Genomic DNA, 20,972 nt, shown 5'->3' on the forward strand with positions numbered 1-20,972 from the left:
ATAGGAGTTTTACTTTCAGACTTTAAAAAAATAGATTCAGTTTGCGATATGATTTAAGAAACCGATTTTTAATAACGCTCATTGCCAATATATTTTTAAGGTAATAAAATTTTAAGGCGATGAAACAACTTCATTAAGATACCATGAAATAATTATGTTTCTGTTAGTTCTTCTTTAGAAACTAAAAAAATTTTGAAAATAACAATGGAATTGATTATTTAATTTATTTGGTTTATTTTTTTGAGGCTTTTGTTTTGCAATTTTTTCTATATTTTCCTTCATCTCGTGATACATTTTTTAATTTGTTTTAGAAACAATTTAACATATCTTGGTTTGAATGCGCTGTTCCGTTTTTTAATACAACTTTTTATTTATAAATTACTCTTTAAGACTTTAAAATTAAGTAGATAATTTCATATCTTTTCAAACTAACAAAGTAATTTCATTACACTTAAAAAGTGTCTAATGTTTTTGTATAATTTGCTAGTTTCAAAAGATATTTTTTTAATTTTTATCCTTACACTATATAGATAGGGCAAAAAAATCAAAAAGTCACCATAAAAATGACATGGGTTGCATTTTTTTACACAATAATGCGGAATTTTTAATTTTTTACTTAAAAAAATGTACAGTGAAATAACCTCTTTTAAAAAGGTTGCAGTTGAATTCGTCAATTAATTAAAATATTTATCTAAAAGATTGAGAATATTTTAAAGGCGATAAAGTATTTAATTTAGTTAAAAGCCATTTATGATTCCAAAAAGAAGTGAATCGATTGATTATTTTTTTGATTTTGCATGGAACTTGTTGAAATAAAAACGGATGCTGGTTGAATAAAATACTTTTCATCTGGCCAAAAAAGTTCTCAATCACGGCGTTATCGCGTGGGGTTGCTTTGCGGGACATGCTGATTAAAAACCTTTTTTTAGTTAAGGTTTGTTGTACTTTTGGGGATTGATAAACTAATCCTTGGTCGGAATGGATAACACAAGGTTCTTTTAATGGAGGTAGTTTTTTGATTGTATTTAAAATTAATTCTTTATCTTGGCGATTCGAAGTATGGGATGCGATAACTTGGTTGTTAAAAGAATCGATGATGGCAGAAAAATAGATAAAACCTTGAGAAGTTTGGAAATAAGTAATATCGGTGAATAATTTTTGCATAGGTTGGGAGGCGGTAAAGTCTTGATTGATTAAATTTGGTGCAACTTGGAGATTAGATTTTAAATTTTTATGATAATAATATTTATTTTTTTTAGGCCTTAACTTACAACAAATATTATTTTCTTTCATGATAAGATAAACTTTTTTCTTAGTAATGGGTTCGTTGAAAGTTTTTTGGTATAAATCAGTAATTTTACGATGGCCGTAAAAATATTGGTGGTGTAAACATAAAACTTTAATTCTTTTTTGTTGTAAAAAATATTTTGTTTGTTTTAATTTTAACTTTTCTTCAATTTTTAGCCAATAATAATAAGTACTTCGATTAATGCGAATTGTTTTTAAAATGGTAGTTAAATTTAGATCTTGAGAAAATTGTTTAACAAGTTTAAAAACTATTTTTTTATTAATAATTTGAATATGGAAAATCATATTTTGTAATAATCTTATTTTTTGCTTTAATTTTTGCAATTTTTGCATTATTAACACCAATTATCTTAATATTTTTTATTTAATCACAAAAACAATTATAACTCAAAAATGTATTTAAAATTGAATTTTAAAATATATTATAATAATTTCATATTTATTTAGTATCATTAATATTATTTATTTAATCTTAAATAAATAATATTAATGATTATGTTTCTAATAAGGTTAAACCCGAATTAATCATTACTAAACACAAACCAATTCAAAATAGCCTTGGAGGGCTTTTTGAATTGGTGTTTAGTTTTACTCATGGGTTTAACCTTATTAGAAACATACCATTATATATATAGGGCAAAAAAATCAAAAAGTCACCATAAAAATGACATGGGTTGCATTTTTTTACACAATAATGCGGAATTTTTAATTTTGAGAGGATGGAAGAAATAAAAAACCCCCCCTCTAGTTGAGGGGGGGTTATAAATTAGGTTTAAAAATGATCTGTTTTAGTTTATGCCAAAATTGTAAAAATTAAAAGTAGGTATTTACAAGGTTTTTTGAGAGTTCACTTAGAGACTAAATTGGATTTAAGGGGGGTATAAATTACAAATAGGGTAATAACCCTATTTGTAATTTAATCACAGCGAGAGGGGCAAAATAATGCGTTAAAGAGGCATGTTTGATTTTGGGGGGTTATAAAAAGTGTCAGTAGAAGAAATTATAATTATAATTTTATCCTCTTAATCTTAGTTTTGATGATTCTTCTGTTGGTTGAGTGTTAAATCTATTGTTTTCCAAAAGTCTGATATATTTTTGTTTTGGGTTGAAGTAAAGGTAGTAGTTTTTTATTTCGGATTTTGAATATCACGAATCTTTATCATTTACTTCAATTCTGGAGGTTTTTTGGGTGGTGGAGTGGTGTCATAAAAATTATAAAAAGTATTGTTTGAGCCAGAACATTCACTCCCATTGACGTACCATTCATCTATGAAAGTATTTATAACATAACGATATCTACATTTTCCCCCTTCTTCATTATAAATGTCTCTTGATGAACGACCAAATTTATCTCTTATTTCTCCAGCTGAATAAGAAATGCCAGGTTTAATGTAACATTGGTTTAACCAATTTACATAAGCATCACGATATTGTTTGGCGAGTTTAATTTGGAGTGTATCATTTTTACAAACTACAAAATAACAACAATCAGTAGTTTCAAAAGTATGTTTGACTATTTTAATCGGGAAAAGAATAGAAATTTTTTTATAAGCAGGAGAAGTAATTTCTATATAAGCATCACGATTTTCGCTTTGTTCTTCATAGTCATCTTCTTGAACTAGAGGAGGAAAAGTGTAAAGGTTGTTTTCTCGTTTCCAGTCACGAATAGCTTGGTAAGGATCAATAGCATCGGGTAATTTAATTTCTTTGATTCTTTTTTTAGTAGTGAAAGAAAAAAGATAGATTTTTTTGGCACCATTAGAGAGTTTCTTTAAATTGGTAAGCTCCACGAAAATGGCACCATTTGAGAACAACATTTTTTTCCAAAAAAAATATGATTTTTTGAAAAACCAAATTGTTTATTAATTACTTTTATTATAACATAATTAAAATTATTTGTCAAAATATAAAATATTAATTATTTTTAAATTTGTTGTTCTCAACCAGTACCATTTTTTTTGGTGGTTTTTTTTGAAGAAAAAATTTTATATTTTAATAGTACTTAATAGTATAATATATGTATATGTAATATAAAGAAAGAAATAAAAACTATTCAAAAGTTTTTATTTCTTTCTTTATATATTTACCATATATATTATACTATTAAAATATTATACTTGTCAATACTAAAATATAAGAAAAATAATTTTTTTACGCAATAATCACAAAATAATTGATTTAAAGAATTTTATTAATTATAAAAAAATAAATATTCAAAATATTACCTCTTAAATGATTTTATATTTACGATTTGATATTTATCATTCCCAACCCACTAAAAGTTTCATATAAGGGAAAAATTTTGAGTTTTAAGTGGTAATTATGCTTTTTTAAAAAGTTATTTTTTTAAGTTCTTTAAAAAAAACCTACACACCAGTACCATTTTTTTGGGGCAGTCTAGCCCAAATAAAAAAGACCAACTTTCAAGTTGGTCTTAATAATAAAAAAAATTGGTTATTCATCAAAATATATTAAATAATAAATCTTTTTAAATTTTCTTTTTAGTTTTAGAGTTTTTAGGAGCGCTGAAACATTCGCATATAAATAAAAATAAATTAAAGGTTTCTTCATTTTTTTTAACTTCAATTATCCAAAATGTTTTCTTGCGTTCGGATAAAGAGATAAAATTTTTACTTGCATTTACTTGATCTTTAATTAGTTTTGTTAATTTTGGTAAATCAATCTTTTGTTTATCGTTAAAAATTATTATTGCGAAAAAATCATCGTGTGAAGATCCAGAATATCCCATTAATTGTTCGAATGCTTCTTGTAAAATATTTTTGTTGTTTTTGTTACTCAATCTTTTGCATTCAATTAAATAATGTTTTCGGTTTTCTAACGGAAGAAAAATATCGGGATAACCTTTATTATTAAGATTTTCAACAAAAACAGTATTAAAAAAATGTCTTAAAGAAGTTGCAACAATACTTCGATAAGCTCTTTCTTTCGAATCTCTAAAATCTATTCTATATTCCCCGATATAATCACAACTATCAAAAATTATCTCGTTGATTTTATCAATTTTTTTCTCTTTTGAAATTAATTCTCTTTTACACTTTTGACAAAATTTGAAATTATCCATTTGATTTGTTTAAAAAAATCCTTTTTGAATTTTTACCACCAGTCTTTACCAAAAATACCAAATTTTTTTTTAAAATTTTTTTGTAATTCATCTTGTTTGATGGTTTCTAAAAGTTTATGATTTGAAAAAAAGTTTTTTAAATCTTCGTCTAAAATTGTGCTGTCGTTTTTTTTGTAACGATAATAATGGTAAGTTTCATCCCACGGAGTTTGTTGGTGAGAAATATTAGATAATTCAATAGCGGTTTTATTTTTACATAACAATAAAACTTCATCAATGATTTTCTTTCTTTTTTCGTCGGTTATTATTTTTTGGCTTCTCCCATCACATAATGGTTTTACAATCGGTTTTTCAAAATAATCTTTTAAAATAAAATATAATTCACCAAAAACAGGGCCATATTTCCAAGCTTTTGGACGTTCTAAAATTAATCTTTTTTTGTATTCAATTAAATATTTTACATAAGAATAATAAATTAACTTATGAAGTTTCATGTGAGTTAAATTTTCGTTGTTGTTTTTAAATTTTATAATAATATAATTTGTGACATCTAAAACATTAGGTTTGTTGTTGTTTTTGTTTACCACAGTTATCGCCTCCTTCTTACTTTGGTAAGCTCCACGAAAATGGCACCATTTGAGAACAACATTTTTTTCCAAAAAAAATATGATTTTTTGGAAAAAATAAATTGTTTATTAACTAATTATATTATAACATAATTAAAATTATTTGTCAAAATATAAAATATTAATTATTTTTAAATTTGTTGTTCTCAACCAGTACCACTTTTTAATTGGTTTTTTGAAGAAAAAAATTTTATATTACATATACATATATTATACTATTAAAAATTATCCTTGTCAATACTAAAATATAAGAAAAATAATTTTTTTACGCAATAATCACAAAATAATTGATTTAAAGAATTTTATTAATTATAAAAAAATAAATATTCAAAATATTACCTCTTAAATGATTTTATATTTACGATTTGATATTTATCATTCCCAACCCACTAAAAGTTTCATATAAGGGCAAAATTTTGAGTTTTAAGTGGTAATTATGCTTTTTTAAAAAGTTATTTTTTTAAGTTCTTTAAAAAAAACCTACACAAATTGCCCTCCATGATGAAGGGCTTATAATTTTAATTATTAATTAATATTTTTTGGTTTTAAATTCTTTGGGTGATAAATAATTTAGGACTTTCATTTTGCGATAAATATTATAATATTCAATGTAATCAGTAATAATTTCTATAATTTGAGATTCGTCTAAATTTTGCATTTTTTCATAATGGATAGTTTCACGTTTCATATTGGCCCAAAACGACTCCATACAAGCATTATCAGTTGGCATGGCTTTAGCTGAGAAACTAGTTATTAGATTATTAGCTTTTAATTCAGTTTGATATCTTTTAGAAGTATAAACACTTGCTCTATCGCAATGAAGAATGCAAGGGTTTATTAATGTAGGAATAATTTTTAAAGTATTAATCACAAAATCAACATCAGCAATTTTAGAAATGTTGTAACCAATAATTTCGCGGTTATACAAATCCATCATCGCTGAAACAAATAATTTTTGGTTATTTTTTCCAAAAGGTATATAAGTAATATCAGTACATAATTTTTCAAATGGTCTTGTGGCATGATAATTGTTTTGAATTAGGTTTTTTAAATTATTTTCTTTTTGAATAGCTAAATCATAATAATATTGAGGTTTTCGTTGTATTCTTTGTGATAATAACCCAAATTGATGCATCAGTTTTAAAACAGTTTTAGCGTTTATCTTAAATTTAAGGTCAATTAATTTTTGATGAACCACCCGATACCCAAGCCTTCTTTTTCTTTTGCCATCAGTTGTGATATATGAACCTTGTTTGCATATTTGAAACAAGGCTTTTTCCAATTCACTTTGAGGTCTAGGATGAAGACTTTGTTTAATCCATCTAAAATAACTAGTTTTTGAAATAGATAACCATTTAATCAATTGTTCTAATGAAGCTTCTTTTTGATATTTATTAATGATTTCTAAATATAATTTTCTATTTTTCTTGAAACTAGTTTTTAGTTGGTTTTTAATTGCGGTTTTAATTGGATTAATTTCTGAATCTTTAACTTTTCTTTTTCCTCTAATTGATTGTTCTAGCCTTTCTGCTCCTTTTAATTCATACCATTTAACCCATTGATAAATCTGACTCCGATTTTTAATCTTTAAGCTTTGTTGTATTTCTTCACATCTTTTGTCTTCCTGTTTCGCAAAAACAGCCTTTAATTTAACATCCAAAGAATATAATTTTAATTTTTTCTCCATTTCTAAACTCATTTCTGTTTTATTAACATAACTTTATTTTTTTAAGCTTTGATTGCTAAAAAAACTGTTTAGGTGGTTTTAATTAAAAAAACAACAATAAAACTTCTTAAAAGATTTTATTGTTGTTTTAAAATATTTATTAATTTTTATTTATTTTCATTATTTTTTTGTATTAAATTTCTTAGTATAAAGTGTGATATAACTTTGTTTCGGGTTGAAGTGAAGATAGTAGTTTTTCTTCTCTCTTTTTGGAAACCCAGAGTCCTTTGGGTCTATGATATGACAACGAACTTCATCCATGAAAAAGTCTTTATCTTCTTCAATTAACCATTTTGGGCCTTCGTATTCGAGGTCTGTGTAGTGGTTTGAACGGTTGTTGATGAAATTTATATCACCGAAATATGAATCATTACCTTTATGTTTCATATGGAAAGTATCAAAATAATCACTACTGCTGTCTTTTGTTTCCCATTTGTCAAAAGGATTTTTCATAAACGGCATTAAGTCAGTTGGCTCGTATTCACGATGATGACCGCCACCAAGGCCATTGAGGCCATAAAAAGTGTATTTAACTTTTATTTTCCATTCTCCCTCCTCAGCAACACCATCCATTACCCATTTGCCTTTATCATTTCTATAAGGTTTGTTATTTTCTTCAATTGGGTATTTTTTATTTCCTATATTTATTGATTCATAACCTTTCCATTCGTATTTACTTTCTGTTTCAAACCATTCAAATTCAATTTCTATCTTTGGGTTAGGAATAGTATAAGTTTTGGGGTTTGAATTTGTTATATCGTATTTATTGTCTAAAAATATAAAACCACCGAAAATAGCAAATATACTTATTATAATAACATAATGCCAAATCATTAACGTTTTTAAATTAACTTTTTTAATTCTATTTTTATTTTCTCGTTTTTGAACAAACCAAATCCATAGGGGGAATAATCCAAAAAAAACTCCTAAAATTACTATAATAACCGATTCTTTAAATAAATCCATACTATAAATTAACTTCCTTTTTTATTTTTATAACTTATCATAAATTGTATCATAATCCAATCTGGTAATGCAAAAAAACTGCATTACCAATTAAACCATTGTTTACCTGTGGCCCATTTGGTAGCAACAGCCGCAGCACCACCTGCAATTCCACCTAAAACCGTACCCCAAGGCCCCGCAGTACTTCCCCAAATAGCTCCTATCATCGCACCACCTGCAGCACCTACATATTTACTATTTTTGTCCCAATCTTCTTTTTTGTTATTTAATTCATTTAATCTATTGGTTAAATCTAAATTATCATTATTTAATTTAACAATCTTTTTATCCAATCTTTCTTTTGTTTCAACGTGCGCGTCTTGCTCTTCTTTTAATTGGGCTTTTAGTTTATTGATTTCATGCAGTAATTCTTTATTATTGCCACCCAAAGCACCACTTGCATCTTCAAGTCCTGCAATTGCCCCTTCTAGTTGTTGAATTTTCATTGCTTGTTGCTTGAAAGTTTCTATATTGTTTTCAATTTCGGCAGTTAATTTTATAATTTGTTCCGCTTGTTCTTGAACTTTTTGTTGCAATTGTTCTATTTCTTCGTCTTTTTGTTTGATTGTTTCTTGCAATTTAGTTTCGTTGGCTTCTAAGGTGTTAATTTTACCCTTTAATTCTTTTATTTGGGTTTCTTTGTGATTTAATTGTTGAACTAATGCATCATCAGCATTACCGTTTTTAACCAATTCAGTTTGTATCTCTTGTATCTCTTTTTCTAGTTGATTGTTTTGGTTTTTAGTTGCATCAAGTTCTTGTTGGATTTTTGTCAAATCATTAGTGTATTTTTCTTTTAAGTTTTTATTTTCTAATTTTAAAGTATCAATTTCACTTCTAAAACCTTGTTCTTTAATTTCTAGTTGTTGCATTTCGTTTTTTAAAGTTTTAATATGATTTGCTTTATTATTTAATTCTTGTTGTAAGCTATCATCTGGTGTTTGATTTTCTAACAATTGATTATATTCTTGTTGAGTGTTTTTTAAATTAGTTTTATAATTTGTTAATTCTTGGGATATATATTTTAATAATAGTTTGGCTTCATCAAGTTGGATTAAAATTTCAGGTGGTTCTAAATATGATATTGTTTCATCAAAAAAAAGGTCAGCTCCATTAGTATCATATGGTATTTTTGACATATTAATAAAAGGTTCGCAATAATATTTTCCTGGTGATAATTCTACACTTTCTCCTTGTATAGTATTTCTTTCAATCATCTCATTATATGTTCTTAGACTTCTTGGAATGTGGGGCAATCCAGTATTTGAAAAAACAATCTTTGGGACAATTTTATATGTAAAAGGTTTATCATTCCAAAAACAAGAGAATTGGATTTCTTTACTACTAGTGCCATAACTATATTCTTTTTGATTTTTTGATTTTTGCCAATCTGTTATTGTTGTTTCATTTTCTAAGTCTTTTATTATTTGTAATAAGTTATCTTTATTTACCGTTAAACCCCCTATTTTTTTGTTAATTTCGTCTAATTTTGCTTGTTGAGTTTTTAATTCTTTTTGTAGTTGTTTAGCATTTTCATTGTTTTTTTCAATTTGGTCTTTTAGTTTTTGGGTTTCTTCTTCTAGTTCAGCAACTGTTTTTTTGTAATTTGTAATTTGTCTTTGGATTTCTTCCAAAGTTTTTACATGTTGTTCTCTTAGGCTCATAGTTTCTTCTTGTTTTTGAGTTAATTGTTGTTTTAAGTTTTTTTCGTTTTCTTGTAATTGTTTGATTTCTTCTTCTTTAATTAATAAATGAGCTTGATAATTTACTTGTTTTTGTTCAATATTATTTCTTAAATTATTAATTTCTTCATTTAATTGCTTAACTTCATTTGCTGATAAATCTTTTTGTTCAGTTAATTTTCTTTCTTTTTCTTCTAATTCAACTTCTTTATCAAATATTTCTTGTTGTAAATTTTGTAAATCTTGTTTATTTGAATCTAATTGTTTTTCTAATTGGAATTTTTTGTTTTGTATTTGTTCTATTTCTTTATTTCTAGAAGCTAAATTAGTATTTATGTCCTCAATTTGCTTAGTTAATTGTTGTTTTTCAGCATCTGATAAGTTTTTTTGTTCTAAAAGTTCTTTTTCTAAATTATCTTTTTGATTTTTTATATTTAAAATTTCCAAAAGATGAGCTTGTAAATTAGCTTCAAAATAATTTCTTTCTTGCAACAATTGTGCTTCTCGTTCTTTTTCAATGGTCCTCAACTCCTCAACTTGTTTTTGCATGTCTGGATTCAATAAACTTTTATTATATTCTTCTTTGTTAATTTCTTTTTGTTTATGAATTGGTTGTTTTAAAGTTGGTTGAGGAGTTAGTGTTTCATCATTTAATTCAGTTGATTTTGTTTTTTTTTTTTTTGAGTTTCTTGAGTTTCAAAATCTCTGTTATTTTCAGTTAATTTATCTGGTTCAATTTGTTTGTTTGTATTGTCTACTTTGTTTTCTACTTGTTGTGGTGGAGATGTGTTTTTTGGTGGTTCTTGGTTGGTTTTTTCAGTAAGTGTAATAGTTCCTACATAAGCGATAGTACTTATTAAAACTGCTCCTCCTAAGAATTTGCCAATTCCTGGGATTAAACAACATGCAGCAGCAAGTAAACAACCACCAACAAGCCATAAAACTTTTGATGCAATAGCAGAATATTTGGGGTCTATTCCTGCATTTTCTAACGCTTTTTTGGTCTTGTCATCTAGATTATGACACATATGTTTAATAAATTGCCAACATGTATCAACAACTCCGCCAATTTTCCCAGCTAATTCAGGAAAAAACTTAGAAATTACAAGCCATATTCCTCCACCAATTAGTATGAATGGTAATAAAATAAGGGTTATTTTGACAATTGATTTGATTAATTTTACAAACCAATTCTCTTTTTTGGTTTCAACAATTATTTTAGTAGGTTGGATTTGTTTTTTGATTATCTTTTTTGAAGTTTTTTTTGTTTTGTTAATTTTGGAAACAACCTTTTTTGGAATTGGAGTTATTTTTTTAGTTTTTTTAGTAGGAAGTTTCGTTTTTATTTGTTTGGTATTTTTTTTAATTGGTTGGTTTAGTTTTGATTTTTTAGTTTTGATTATTTTTTTTGCCATTTTATTTTCTCTCTTTCTAATTTATTTTTAATTATTTTGTAAATCTATTATTTCATTAGTTATACTTAAAATATCTATTCCACAATGAAATATTTTATGCAGAAAATGAAAAAATTTTGTTTTGTTGATATTCAAAATTGAAATGGTATTTAAATTTTGAATTATTTGGGGCGTTGATACTGATACTATATTATTGTTTTCATCATATTTAAATGCGTTACAACGTTTTAAAGTATTATTATTTGGTGATGCGTGTATTTCTAAGGGATTTAAAAATATAATAATGAAAAAGATGGTTGAAATTAACACTGTTTTATTAAGTATTTTTAATTTCATTTTTTATCTCCTTTTTCTAGTTCTTCTTTGATTTTTTTTATTGCTATTTCTTTTTCTTCCTTTTCTTTTTCCAAATGTTGTAAGTTATTTTGTAAGATACTGACGTTAATTGGTGTGTTTTCTATATCTTTTTTAGTATTAAATTTCTTAGTATAAAGTGTGATATAACTTTGTTTCGGGTTGAAGTGAAGATAGTAGTTTTTCTTCTCTCTTTTTGGAAACCCAGAGTCCTTTGGGTCTATGATATGACAACGAACTTCATCCATGAAAAAGTCTTTATCTTCTTCAATTAACCATTTTGGGCCTTCATATTCAAGTTCTGTGTAGTGGTTTGAACGGTTGTTGATGAAATTTATATCACCGAAATATGAATCATTACCTTTATGTTTCATATGGAAAGTATCAAAATAATCACTACTGCTGTCTTTTGTTTCCCATTTGTCAAAAGGATTTTTCATAAACGGCATTAAATCAGTTGGCTCGCATTCACGGTGTTGTCCTCTACCAAGGCCATTGAGGCTGTAAAAGGCATAAAGTTTTTCAACTTTCGTTTCGTCTTTGGACGGTTTGAGGTATTTTAAAAAACCTTGTTTCCATGATTCATATTGTTCTTCACATTCTTTTCTGCGGGCTTTAATTTCTGTAATTGATTTGTTGATTCCTTGTTTAGTGTCGATTACTTCATCCAAATCAGAAGGCAACATTACTTCATGTTTTGGATTTAGGGTTTTGAATTTGTTTGTTTTATTATAAGCATCATTAATGATAGTTGTTAAATCACGGTTAGAGTAGTTTTTGCCTTTACATTTGTTTGCAATTTCTTTTAAATGAAGGTAAGTGTGATAACTGATTTGATAAGGTTCTATCAAGAATTTTAAGAAACCTTCAATTTCTTCATCTTTAATTAAATCAATTTTAATTTCTTTGCTAAAACGACTTCTGAGGGCTTTATCAATTTGGTCTAGGTGATTAGTAGCACCCATTAAGACAATTTTTTTATCAGAACGGTTAAAACCATCTAATTTAGTTAAAATATTATTGACAATATTAATACTTGTTTTATTAGTATTTTTGTCTTCACGGTTAGCCATGCCACTTATTTCATCAATAAAAATAATTGCCTTATTGTGGGATTCAGCATCTTTCCATATCTTTTCCCATTCTTCTACCCCTTCGCCGACATAAGTTTTATCTAGTTTAGAAGGTTCAAATTCAATAAAATAGGCGTTGCATTCATTACTCAATGCTTTCAGTAAAAAAGTTTTTCCCGTACCAGGCGGACCATATAATAAATATCCTTTGGGTCTTATTTTGTCAAAATTTACTAAATTATTATTGGATTCTTTAAAATAAAAAATTAAATCCTCTAATTGTTCTTTTTCATTTTCCATGCCATAAACGTCTTTAAAAGTAATTTCTTTTTTTGGGATTTTTTCAATATTTGGGTTTTTGATTACTTCAATTTCATTTTGAAGTTGTTTAATTTGTTTGTCAAATTGGATTAATTGACCGTCTAAAAATAAATCATAACTTTCGAGGTTTTGAGGATTTTCTTGGGGGTTGTCTTGATGTTTAATTATTAGTTTTTTGATGTTTTCTTTGTTGGCGTTATTATAATTTATTGCTTGTTGTAAATCAGATATTTTTTGATAAATATCTTTGAATTGAGTAGTTTTATTGGTTTCTGATTGGACATTTTCAATGATCTTCTTATTTCTTACTTGTGATTTTGTATTTTCCACTCTTTTTTTAGTTAATGGTTGGGTAGTTTCATTGATTTGGTCGCGTTGTTTTGATAAATCAGCTATTTGTTGGTTTAAGTTTATTATTTCAGTTTCTAATTGGGATTTTGTTTCATCGGTTAAATTAGTTTCTTTATTGATTAATTCTTTGCTTTTTTGGGCTAATTCTTGGTTGAGGTTGTTAATTTGAAGATTTAAAGTTTTGATTGTTTCTAAATTAGAGTTGATTTGTTGTGATAATTGGTTATCTTCTTCAATAAGTTTTTTGTTATTATTTATGTTTTGTTGATTGATTATTTCTAAATCTTTTAAACGTTTTTGAAGTTTATTAAGTTCTTCTTTTGCTTCTGAATCAAGTTGGTTATTGGGTGGTTGTGTTATTGTTGGATTTATTAATGGTTTGATATTGTTTTCTTTTTTAGTTATTCCAACAATAAATAAAATCAACAAAATAAAACCGAATAAAGCTAAGAAACTAAGATATATTTTGTTTTTAAGTTTCATTTTTTCTCCTTTCTAGAAAAATTATTTTTTATTAAAGTAGTTTAAAACTTGTGAATATAATAAGTCAACTTTTGTTTTTTTGAGTGAAAAAAGGGCAAAATTTTTAGTCTATTTTTTTGAAGTTTTAATGTTTTTTCTTAATTGTTCTGAATTAGATATTTTAAATCATTGCTCCTCTACAAAAATAATGCGGTTTTAAATTATTAACATTAAAAATTAAAATTTCTGAATGAAAAACAACGTTTTTGAAAACGTCTTTGGGAAGACTAATAATAGAAGAGATTTCGGGATATTCTTGATTTACAAATTTTTGTAATCGTTTGCTATTTAGTGATTGATTAAGTCTAAAACCATAAGGTGTGAATAAAACAATTGGAATATCTTTGCCAAAAATTTCAATTATTTTTTTTAACCACAACTCAGGCAATAATGGACGACCACCATATTTTTCCTTAACATAACTTTTAGTTTTAAAATCTAAATTAAAAGGTGGGTTTGTTATTACCAAAGATATTTTTTGTTTCTTTAAATCTTTTTGACTTAATTCTAAAAAATTTTTATGAATTAAATTAGGAAAAGAAGTTTTTTCTATATCAACCCCCAAAACATCAAAACCTTTTTCTTCCCAAGGCAATAATAAAGATCCTTCGCCAACGCTGGGGTCAAAAATCAAACCACGTTTGATTTGAGGTGATAAAATATCATATAGAAATTGCGATACCCAACTAGGAGTATAAATAGTAGATTTTTTTTCATTTTTGAAAAAATTATTTCTATCAACTCGATACATTTTTTATTATTCCTTTTCTATTCATTTTTTTATACTTTTTCTTCATTAAAATAAGATAAAATAGTTAAATTTTTATCAAAAGAATAAATAAATTTTTTTGGATTATCAGAATTAGACATTTATTTTTGAATCCTATTTAAATTATTTTTAAAAAAATCATAAATAGTTTGGTCTAAAATAACGTTTTTATCCCAAGTGATATTTCCATTGTAAGATAATTCCCATGGCAATTCTTGGTGAGTTAAATCTGACAATTCATTTCCAGTTTTCGCACCATATAATTCAATGATAAAATCAATATTTTTTTTTAAAGTAGAATTTATTTTGGTAGAATTTCCTTTTGGCGAAAGTTTATTAATCGGTAAATAAGTAAATTCTTTGAATTCATTATATAATTCAGGCAAAACTGGTCCATAAACCCAAGCTCTAAAAGAATCTTTAAAGTTTGGAAGAGAATTGTGTTTCATTAAATATTTAGCATAAGCATAATAAATCATTTTGTGTAATTTCATGTGAGTTGTTTTATGTGGATTGTTTTCAATAATATAATTTGCTACATCAAAAACGTTGATTTGATTATTATTTTTCATATTTATATTCCTCTTTTTTTTGTTTTATTATTATTTTCCATCGCCATCACTTGATTATTATCAATAAATAATAAACTTAAACCGCTAAATAAAATTATATTCAACACAAAAAAATCTATTTTTAATTTAAACATGAATTACTAAACTCCTTATTTTTTATTTATTTTAATTATTTTTTTGTATTAAATTTCTTAGTATAAAGTGTGATATATTTTTGTTTCGGGTTGAAGTGAAGATAGTAGTTTTTATCTTTGAAACTATTGTTTTCATTTTTTTTCTTTGTAATTTTCTAAATCATCCTTTTCTTTTGATTCGTTATTTGGATTTGGAATAATTGAAAACGAACTTTTAGTTTTGTTGTCTTTTTTTGGCTCATTTTTTTTATTGATTTCTGGCAATGGAAGAAAATTAAAAAAGATTTTTTTAATGATAAACATTAAAGAAGTTGTGAATAGGGCGCCAACGATAAAGCCAATAGCGAAATTTAGATCATTCATTTTCATCCTCCTTCTTAATAATTGGATTGATATTTCGCGATTTTAGATGTTTTTTTCTTGCTTTTTTCTCTTGCCAATGAGTAACTTTAACTCTTTGCATTTCTATTTGGGATTGGAGTTTTTCTTGGTTTTCATTGATTTTATCTAGTTTTTTTAATAATTGTTTTTCTAAATATTCTTGTTTAGCATTTTGGATTTCTAAGTTTTGTAGTTTTTTGTTGGGGAAAAAGATACCCAAAATTAAATCTTTAATAAAAACAATAATGTTTTTAATTAATTTAAAAATTGGTTTGAAGCCCGAAATAACAAGAATAGTGAAAAGTGTTGTTTGGATTCCATCCATTCTTCGTTCAAGGATTTCGGTAGTGCTAAACCCTTTGGAGTAATTTAGAATAAAATTGCTAATTGTTGCAAATATTGAAAAAATAAACATTATTTACCTGCTTTCTTAGTAATTTTTTTGTATTTGGTGTTTTTATATTTGTTTTGTTTTTTTAGTTTTGATTTGGAACGATCTTGGAAATAAGTTCCGTTAAATGCTTCTGACATGCCATCGCTCATATTATTCATTCTCCTTATTATTTTTTTTATCAAGTTTTTCTATTGATTCATCTAGTTTTTTATGTGTTTCATTGAATCGTTCTTGGGTTTGTTTTTTAGCATCATTAACTTCATCGCTAACTTTATTAAAATTTTTTTCTAAATGTTCGCTTTGGGATAAACCAATTTGACGAGTTAATAAATAAGTGATGAATATTGACAGAAAAATAATAATTATATGAAAAAATATTTGATGTTTTTTAATTTTTTTCATTTTTTAAACCAACTTTCTTTTTTTATTTTAATTTAAGGTTTTTAACTTCATCTTTGATAGTTTGAGAAAATTTGAAATTTACCACGGTTTTTGCAGGGATTCTGAGTGGTTTACCTGTTTTAGGATTTCGTCCTTTATGGGCTTTTCTTGATTTTAAGATGAATTTACCAATTTTGGGCGAAATTATTACTGCTTTGTTTGATTTGATTGCTTCAATTAAAGCATTTTCAAACGAATTGTAAAAATCTTGGGTTTGAGTAACCGAAGTATTATGCATTACTGCGAGGTTTTTGATTAATTCTTTTTTTGTTAGTTTTTTGAATTTTTCTTTTTTAGTCATTGTTTTTGCTCCTTTCTTTTATTTATATTTTTTATTGATTGTTCCATCGGAGTTGTAGTAAGTTCTTTTAAACAATTTACCATTAGGATGGTGTTTGTATATAAAAGCTATTCTTTTGCGATCGAAGGAAAAACCAGTTCTTTTAATTAATTTGTTTGTTTTGGGATGGTACTTAAATTCAGTAATAAAGTCAATTGTTTTGCCATCAGTTCTGTATAAAGTTTGTTTGGTGTTTCTTCCTGTTTGGGGGTGGTATTCGTTGATGGACCAAATTGTTTTTCCGTCGTCATAATAAAAAATTTCTGTGGTTAATTTACCATCAGAATTATAATTTGTTTCTTTAATTACTTCTTCTGTTTGGGGGTTGTATTCGGTGATGGATAAAATTGTTTCCCCATCTGAGTAGTATTCGTTCCATTTGGTTTTGTTGCCTGTTTGAGGATCATACTCGATAATGTAATCTATTGTTTTTCCGTCGTCGTCATAATAAGTTTCTTTGATTGGTACTTCCATTTCCAGATCATATTCAGTAATAAAGTAAATTGTTTTGCCATCGGAATAGTATTGGGTTTGTTTGGTTAATTTACCTGTTTGGGGGTTGTATTTTCTGATGTAATCAATTGTTTTTCCGTCGGAGTTGTAAAAGGTTTTTTGATAATTAAGGTAATAAAAAGTTTTTTGATAATTCATATTATTTATGCTCCTTTAATTAAAATATTTGTTTGTTTTGGGATGGTACTTAAATTCTGTAATATAGTCAATTGTTTCACCATCGCCATCATAAAAAATTTCTGTGGTTAATTTACAATCAGAATTATAATTTGTTGGTTTAATTACTTCTTCTGTTTCAGGGTGATATTCAGTGATGTAATATATTGTTTCCCCATCTGAGTAGTATTCGTTCCATTTGGTTTTTTTAATAATTTTATAAAAATGTTGTTGATATCCTAAGAATCAATAATGAAAACCATTCATTTGAAAAAATATAATCAATTATTTTATCCACAAAATGAGAGATAAAAAATGACAAAAAAATGAATGAAAATATAGAAGAAGTATGCAAACTCAAATAACAAATAAGAATACAAAATGATAAAGATTTAAAAACAAAAGATAATATTTTTGCCATATTGTTGAATCCTTTCTAATTTATTGTCTAAATTTAATTTAATCGTTGTCGCTTTCTAAATTGTTTTTTGATTCGTTATTTGGGTTTGGAATAATTGAAAACGAACTTTTAGGTTTGGTTTTTTTTATTGATTGTTCCATCGGAGTTGTAGTAAGTTTTTTTAAACAATTTACCATTAGGATGGTGTTTGTATATAAAAGCTATTCTTTTGCGATCGAAGGAAAAACCAGTTGTTTTAATTAATTTGTTTGTTTTGGGATGGTACTTAAATTCTGTAATATAGTCAATTGTTTCACCATCTTCTCGGTATTTAGTAAATTTAATTAATTTACTTATTTGGGGGTTGTATTTTCTGATGTAATCAATTGTTTCACCATCGCCATCATAAAAAATTTCTGTGGTTAATTTACCATCAGAATTATAATTTGTTTCTTTAATTACTTCTTCTGTTTGGGGGTTGTATTCGGTGATGGATAAAATTGTTTCCCCATCTGAGTAGTATTCGTTCCATTTGGTTTTGTTGCCTGTTTGAGGATCATACTCGATAATGTAATCTATTGTTTTTCCGTCGGAGTTGTAATTTGTTTGTTTGGTTTTGTTGCCTGTTTTGGGGTTGTATTCGGTGATTAAATTAATTGTTTTGCCATCAGTTCTGTAGAAAGTTTGTTTGATTGTTTCTTCTGTTATGGGGTTGTATTCGTTGATGGACCAAATTGTTTTTCCGTCGGATAAGTAATAGGTTTTTTTGGTTAATTTACCATCTGGGGTCCATTCAACAACAGATTTCTTTGTTTTGTCATCAGTGTATCTGTAGACAGTTTGTTTGGTTATTTTACCTGTTTGAGGGTTGTATTCGTTGATGTAATCAATTGTTTTTCCGTCGTCATAATAAAAAGTTTTTTGATAATTCATATTATTTATGCTCCTTTAATTAAAATATTATTTTAAAATCCATTCTTTAGGATTACCAATTCCTATAAAATTACAAAAATAATTTTTGTTCTAAATCATTTAAAATTTGTTGGTAATTACAAGTTAAATTTCTTGTTTTAGATAAATATAAAATAATGTTTTTTTGTTTCACAAAATTGAAATATAACTTTTTGAGTTGACATTTCTTTTATTATTTTTGTTATATTATATGTTTTTTAGATAAATAACATTGTTTTAATGTTGAATCTAAAATAGAGTTTTGTGAAACATCTTTCTTTTTATAACTTATTCGCCAAGGACCATTTTCTTTATGAATAAAATCATATATTCGTCTTAATGGTTTAGAACCATGTTTTTTTAAAATCCTATTCATTATTTGGATATGTTCTTTGGTAAATTTATTTTCATCGTATTTTTGAGAAAATGTTATTGTTTTATCAAATTTGGTGGGATATTTAATTTGTTCTAAATATAAAGGCAATGAAATAGGACCTTCTTCCCAAGCCTCAAAATCATTTTCAAACATAGGAATGTTGTATTTAAGTAAATATTTACAATATGTCAAAAATACTAATTTTTGGATTTTCATACGAGTAAAATCATCTTTGTTTTGGTGTTTTACTAAATAAGTTGCAACATCTAGAATATCTATTTTATTAGGTTGCATAGTTATTTGCTCCTTTATTGTGTTATAAAATTATACTTTTCTATTTCTTTGAGAATAATAATTTTGAATAAGTTTATCAGGTAAAAAAGGGGTTTAGTTTATATATTAATGAAAAAGTTTTTTTCTTCTTTAATTGTTCCGTCAGAATTGTAGTAGGTTTCTTTGATTGGTGCTTCTTTTTCAAGATCATATTCAGTAATACAGTTAATTGTTTTACCATCTTTATGGAACCAGGTTTTTTTGGTTATTTTGCTTGTTTGGGGGTCGTATTCGGTGATGGAATCTATTTTTTTGCCATCTTCACGGAACCAAGTTGATTTATTTAATTTGCCATCAGAGTAATATTCAATAAAAAACCTCTTTGTTTTGCCGTCGTCGTCATAATAAGTTTCTTTGATTCTTTTACCTGTTTTGAGGTCATATTCTTCGATGGCATAAATTGTTTTGCCATCGTCATAATAAAAAGTTTTTTGATAATTCATATTATTTATTTCCTTTAATTAAAATATTTTTTTGTTGATTAAAATTTTCATTATTTGGGCTAAATTTTCTTTTTGCGAGTTGGTTGCGTTAATCATAAAATAATTACAATTTTTGTGGTTGCAATTTGCATCATTACAGTATTTATGTTGGTTTAAATAATGTTTGCGGACATTTTCAAAATAATTTAAGGGTTTTTTCTCAATGAGGTCTAATTTATGATTTGCTTGGGTTTGTTTGCGTTGTATCCCAATTTGAGGGTCAATATCTAAGTAAAAAGTTAATTTAGGTTTAATTAAGAAATGATTGATGATTTTTGAAGTAATTTTGTCATCATAATCTATGTAATTACCTTTGCTTTGATATGCAAAAGTGGAATCATACCAACGGTCAACTAGAACAAGATAACCACCCAATAAAGCAGGTATTATTAATTCATCTTGGGTTTGCATCATGTTGGCGAGGCTTAATAAATATTTAGTTTTAGGGCTTATTTTGGATTGATGTAAAAATAAATTTCTGATTTCTTTTCCAACAATGGAACTGCCTAAACCTTGAAAAACTTTGATTTGATAGCCTTTATTTTCAAAAGAATCTTTTAATTCGTTAATTAAAGTAGTTTTGCCACTTCCGTCAATACCTTCAAAACTAATTAATTTATTTGTCATTAGAGCGAACCATCTTTTTAATTAAATTAATAGGTGAAAAAGGAATGAATTGGTTGGTTAGTAAGTTTTGTAAGAAGATATTGGCTGAATTGGAAAATAAATCGATTACTTTGTTAATTGATTGTACTTTACCATTTTTAATTTTATTATTTAATCTTTGAGTTTCGGATTCATCATTTGTTAATAAATAGAAGTCAAAACGAGTGTCTAGTTTTTTGATTTGTTCCCCTTCTAATATTGATTGTTTGTAACGTTCACGAAGGCAAGTTTTGAAATTGAAAGCAATAATGCGTTTAGTTTTGGTAAACAATACCAAATCAAATCTAATATCAGGAATAAAAAATAAATATGATTGAGGATATAAATATTTAATTCCTTTGTGATTTAGATAAAGCAAAATTAAGTATTCGTTAATTTTTCCGCGAATTGCTTTTTGACTTTGAGAGTTGTGTTGATTGTTGGTTAAATATGCATTGAGTATATTATGGCAATCAAACATATACCGATTAAAAGCTTTGTTGAAAAAAATTGGTTGAACTATTTGTTTGGTTATGTTAACGCACAAAGATTTATGATTAAAAACGTTAATATTATTAAAATCTAAATTAGATATTTGTTGCATTTTTTACTCCTATTTT

The 20,972-nt window shown here is 26.1% G+C and carries 24 protein-coding genes and 1 pseudogene; all 25 read right to left on the reverse strand.

Annotated features, from left to right (window positions below):
* Positions 1–687: 687 nt before the first annotated feature.
* The 25 genes and pseudogenes from SLY_RS03820 to SLY_RS03930 all read right to left on the reverse strand — a co-directional run bounded on the left by SLY_RS03820 (position 688) and on the right by SLY_RS03930 (position 20,956).
* Positions 688–1,641, reverse strand: coding sequence for an IS3 family transposase (locus tag SLY_RS03820; protein ID WP_041784388.1), 954 nt, complete (start codon positions 1,639–1,641; stop codon positions 688–690).
* Between the two features lie 830 nt (positions 1,642–2,471).
* Positions 2,472–3,092, reverse strand: a pseudogene (locus tag SLY_RS03825) (hypothetical protein); the annotation flags it as partial.
* 704 nt (positions 3,093–3,796) lie between these two features.
* Positions 3,797–4,390, reverse strand: a complete 594-nt coding sequence (locus SLY_RS03830; protein WP_015638252.1) for a PD-(D/E)XK nuclease domain-containing protein — start codon at positions 4,388–4,390, stop codon at positions 3,797–3,799.
* A 32-nt stretch (positions 4,391–4,422) separates the two neighbouring features.
* Complete coding sequence (locus tag SLY_RS03835) at positions 4,423–4,977, reverse strand: Panacea domain-containing protein (RefSeq protein ID WP_041784389.1); 555 nt, start codon at positions 4,975–4,977, stop codon at positions 4,423–4,425.
* A 568-nt stretch (positions 4,978–5,545) separates the two neighbouring features.
* Positions 5,546–6,715 (reverse strand): IS3 family transposase, encoded by a 1,170-nt coding sequence (locus tag SLY_RS03840; RefSeq protein WP_015638254.1) that lies wholly within the window; start codon positions 6,713–6,715, stop codon positions 5,546–5,548.
* Positions 6,716–6,862: 147 nt separating this feature from the next.
* Complete coding sequence (locus SLY_RS03845; RefSeq protein ID WP_015638255.1) at positions 6,863–7,708, reverse strand: hypothetical protein; 846 nt, start codon at positions 7,706–7,708, stop codon at positions 6,863–6,865.
* Between the two features lie 83 nt (positions 7,709–7,791).
* Positions 7,792–9,978, reverse strand: a complete 2,187-nt coding sequence (locus tag SLY_RS05100) for a coiled-coil domain-containing protein (protein WP_235043266.1) — start codon at positions 9,976–9,978, stop codon at positions 7,792–7,794.
* A gap of 101 nt (positions 9,979–10,079) precedes the next feature.
* The gene (locus SLY_RS03855) at positions 10,080–10,844 is read right to left on the reverse strand and encodes a hypothetical protein (RefSeq protein WP_015638257.1); all 765 of its coding nucleotides are present in this window, start codon (positions 10,842–10,844) and stop codon (positions 10,080–10,082) included.
* A gap of 27 nt (positions 10,845–10,871) precedes the next feature.
* Positions 10,872–11,180, reverse strand: coding sequence for a hypothetical protein (locus SLY_RS03860; protein WP_041784392.1), 309 nt, complete (start codon positions 11,178–11,180; stop codon positions 10,872–10,874).
* Positions 11,177–13,426 (reverse strand): AAA family ATPase, encoded by a 2,250-nt coding sequence (locus SLY_RS03865; RefSeq protein WP_015638258.1) that lies wholly within the window; start codon positions 13,424–13,426, stop codon positions 11,177–11,179. The genes SLY_RS03860 and SLY_RS03865 overlap by 4 nt, the downstream gene beginning before the upstream one ends.
* Before the next feature lie 160 nt (positions 13,427–13,586).
* Complete coding sequence (locus SLY_RS03870) at positions 13,587–14,216, reverse strand: N-6 DNA methylase (protein ID WP_015638259.1); 630 nt, start codon at positions 14,214–14,216, stop codon at positions 13,587–13,589.
* A gap of 119 nt (positions 14,217–14,335) precedes the next feature.
* Positions 14,336–14,806, reverse strand: a complete 471-nt coding sequence (locus SLY_RS03875) for a Panacea domain-containing protein (protein WP_015638260.1) — start codon at positions 14,804–14,806, stop codon at positions 14,336–14,338.
* Positions 14,807–14,808: 2 nt separating this feature from the next.
* Positions 14,809–14,940: an SVM family protein gene (locus SLY_RS05105; protein WP_015638261.1), complete on the reverse strand. Its 132-nt coding sequence runs from the start codon at positions 14,938–14,940 to the stop codon at positions 14,809–14,811.
* 132 nt (positions 14,941–15,072) lie between these two features.
* Positions 15,073–15,303, reverse strand: coding sequence for a hypothetical protein (locus tag SLY_RS03880; RefSeq protein WP_041784394.1), 231 nt, complete (start codon positions 15,301–15,303; stop codon positions 15,073–15,075).
* On the reverse strand, positions 15,296–15,736 hold the full coding sequence (locus tag SLY_RS03885) for a hypothetical protein (protein ID WP_015638263.1): 441 nt from the start codon (positions 15,734–15,736) through the stop codon (positions 15,296–15,298). Before SLY_RS03885 ends, SLY_RS03880 begins: the two co-directional genes overlap by 8 nt.
* On the reverse strand, positions 15,736–15,873 hold the full coding sequence (locus SLY_RS05475) for a hypothetical protein (RefSeq protein WP_200858675.1): 138 nt from the start codon (positions 15,871–15,873) through the stop codon (positions 15,736–15,738). Before SLY_RS05475 ends, SLY_RS03885 begins: the two co-directional genes overlap by 1 nt.
* Positions 15,866–16,117, reverse strand: coding sequence for a hypothetical protein (locus tag SLY_RS03890; protein WP_015638265.1), 252 nt, complete (start codon positions 16,115–16,117; stop codon positions 15,866–15,868). Before SLY_RS03890 ends, SLY_RS05475 begins: the two co-directional genes overlap by 8 nt.
* Before the next feature lie 22 nt (positions 16,118–16,139).
* A complete protein-coding gene (locus tag SLY_RS03895) occupies positions 16,140–16,457 on the reverse strand; it encodes an HU family DNA-binding protein (protein ID WP_015638266.1) in 318 nt (105 codons plus the stop codon).
* Between the two features lie 18 nt (positions 16,458–16,475).
* Positions 16,476–17,147, reverse strand: a complete 672-nt coding sequence (locus SLY_RS05110) for a DUF2963 domain-containing protein (RefSeq protein ID WP_015638267.1) — start codon at positions 17,145–17,147, stop codon at positions 16,476–16,478.
* 15 nt (positions 17,148–17,162) lie between these two features.
* Entirely contained in the window at positions 17,163–17,381 is a 219-nt protein-coding gene (locus SLY_RS05700) for a DUF2963 domain-containing protein (RefSeq protein WP_320409187.1), read from the reverse strand.
* A gap of 313 nt (positions 17,382–17,694) precedes the next feature.
* On the reverse strand, positions 17,695–18,498 hold the full coding sequence (locus tag SLY_RS05120) for a DUF2963 domain-containing protein (RefSeq protein ID WP_015638269.1): 804 nt from the start codon (positions 18,496–18,498) through the stop codon (positions 17,695–17,697).
* Positions 18,499–18,718: 220 nt separating this feature from the next.
* Entirely contained in the window at positions 18,719–19,186 is a 468-nt protein-coding gene (locus SLY_RS03915) for a Panacea domain-containing protein (protein WP_015638270.1), read from the reverse strand.
* Between the two features lie 98 nt (positions 19,187–19,284).
* Positions 19,285–19,668 (reverse strand): DUF2963 domain-containing protein, encoded by a 384-nt coding sequence (locus SLY_RS03920; RefSeq protein ID WP_015638271.1) that lies wholly within the window; start codon positions 19,666–19,668, stop codon positions 19,285–19,287.
* Between the two features lie 18 nt (positions 19,669–19,686).
* Positions 19,687–20,334, reverse strand: coding sequence for a dTMP kinase (gene tmk, locus SLY_RS03925; RefSeq protein WP_015638272.1), 648 nt, complete (start codon positions 20,332–20,334; stop codon positions 19,687–19,689).
* Positions 20,324–20,956: a hypothetical protein gene (locus SLY_RS03930; RefSeq protein ID WP_015638273.1), complete on the reverse strand. Its 633-nt coding sequence runs from the start codon at positions 20,954–20,956 to the stop codon at positions 20,324–20,326. The genes tmk and SLY_RS03930 overlap by 11 nt, the downstream gene beginning before the upstream one ends.
* Positions 20,957–20,972 lie beyond the last annotated feature (16 nt).

Origin of the sequence: Strawberry lethal yellows phytoplasma (CPA) str. NZSb11, assembly GCF_000397185.1 — a bacterium.
Classification (GTDB): domain Bacteria; phylum Bacillota_I; class Bacilli_A; order Acholeplasmatales; family Acholeplasmataceae; genus Phytoplasma; species Phytoplasma australiense.

What these genes read in the sequence shown, in the direction of transcription:
- SLY_RS03820 (WP_041784388.1), bottom strand. Translation starts at nt 1,641, where the DNA reads ATGCAAAAATTGCAAAAATTAAAGCAAAAAATAAGATTATTACAAAAT.
- SLY_RS03830 (WP_015638252.1), bottom strand. Translation starts at nt 4,390, where the DNA reads ATGGATAATTTCAAATTTTGTCAAAAGTGTAAAAGAGAATTAATTTCA.
- SLY_RS03840 (WP_015638254.1), bottom strand. Translation starts at nt 6,715, where the DNA reads ATGAGTTTAGAAATGGAGAAAAAATTAAAATTATATTCTTTGGATGTT.
- SLY_RS03845 (WP_015638255.1), bottom strand. Translation starts at nt 7,708, where the DNA reads ATGGATTTATTTAAAGAATCGGTTATTATAGTAATTTTAGGAGTTTTT.
- SLY_RS05100 (WP_235043266.1), bottom strand. Translation starts at nt 9,978, where the DNA reads ATGCAAAAACAAGTTGAGGAGTTGAGGACCATTGAAAAAGAACGAGAA.
- SLY_RS03855 (WP_015638257.1), bottom strand. Translation starts at nt 10,844, where the DNA reads ATGGCAAAAAAAATAATCAAAACTAAAAAATCAAAACTAAACCAACCA.
- SLY_RS03860 (WP_041784392.1), bottom strand. Translation starts at nt 11,180, where the DNA reads ATGAAATTAAAAATACTTAATAAAACAGTGTTAATTTCAACCATCTTT.
- SLY_RS03865 (WP_015638258.1), bottom strand. Translation starts at nt 13,426, where the DNA reads ATGAAACTTAAAAACAAAATATATCTTAGTTTCTTAGCTTTATTCGGT.
- SLY_RS03870 (WP_015638259.1), bottom strand. Translation starts at nt 14,216, where the DNA reads ATGTATCGAGTTGATAGAAATAATTTTTTCAAAAATGAAAAAAAATCT.
- SLY_RS03875 (WP_015638260.1), bottom strand. Translation starts at nt 14,806, where the DNA reads ATGAAAAATAATAATCAAATCAACGTTTTTGATGTAGCAAATTATATT.
- SLY_RS05105 (WP_015638261.1), bottom strand. Translation starts at nt 14,940, where the DNA reads ATGTTTAAATTAAAAATAGATTTTTTTGTGTTGAATATAATTTTATTT.
- SLY_RS03880 (WP_041784394.1), bottom strand. Translation starts at nt 15,303, where the DNA reads ATGAATGATCTAAATTTCGCTATTGGCTTTATCGTTGGCGCCCTATTC.
- SLY_RS03885 (WP_015638263.1), bottom strand. Translation starts at nt 15,736, where the DNA reads ATGTTTATTTTTTCAATATTTGCAACAATTAGCAATTTTATTCTAAAT.
- SLY_RS05475 (WP_200858675.1), bottom strand. Translation starts at nt 15,873, where the DNA reads ATGAATAATATGAGCGATGGCATGTCAGAAGCATTTAACGGAACTTAT.
- SLY_RS03890 (WP_015638265.1), bottom strand. Translation starts at nt 16,117, where the DNA reads ATGAAAAAAATTAAAAAACATCAAATATTTTTTCATATAATTATTATT.
- SLY_RS03895 (WP_015638266.1), bottom strand. Translation starts at nt 16,457, where the DNA reads ATGACTAAAAAAGAAAAATTCAAAAAACTAACAAAAAAAGAATTAATC.
- SLY_RS05110 (WP_015638267.1), bottom strand. Translation starts at nt 17,147, where the DNA reads ATGAATTATCAAAAAACTTTTTATTACCTTAATTATCAAAAAACCTTT.
- SLY_RS05120 (WP_015638269.1), bottom strand. Translation starts at nt 18,498, where the DNA reads ATGAATTATCAAAAAACTTTTTATTATGACGACGGAAAAACAATTGAT.
- SLY_RS03915 (WP_015638270.1), bottom strand. Translation starts at nt 19,186, where the DNA reads ATGCAACCTAATAAAATAGATATTCTAGATGTTGCAACTTATTTAGTA.
- SLY_RS03920 (WP_015638271.1), bottom strand. Translation starts at nt 19,668, where the DNA reads ATGAATTATCAAAAAACTTTTTATTATGACGATGGCAAAACAATTTAT.
- tmk (WP_015638272.1), bottom strand. Translation starts at nt 20,334, where the DNA reads ATGACAAATAAATTAATTAGTTTTGAAGGTATTGACGGAAGTGGCAAA.
- SLY_RS03930 (WP_015638273.1), bottom strand. Translation starts at nt 20,956, where the DNA reads ATGCAACAAATATCTAATTTAGATTTTAATAATATTAACGTTTTTAAT.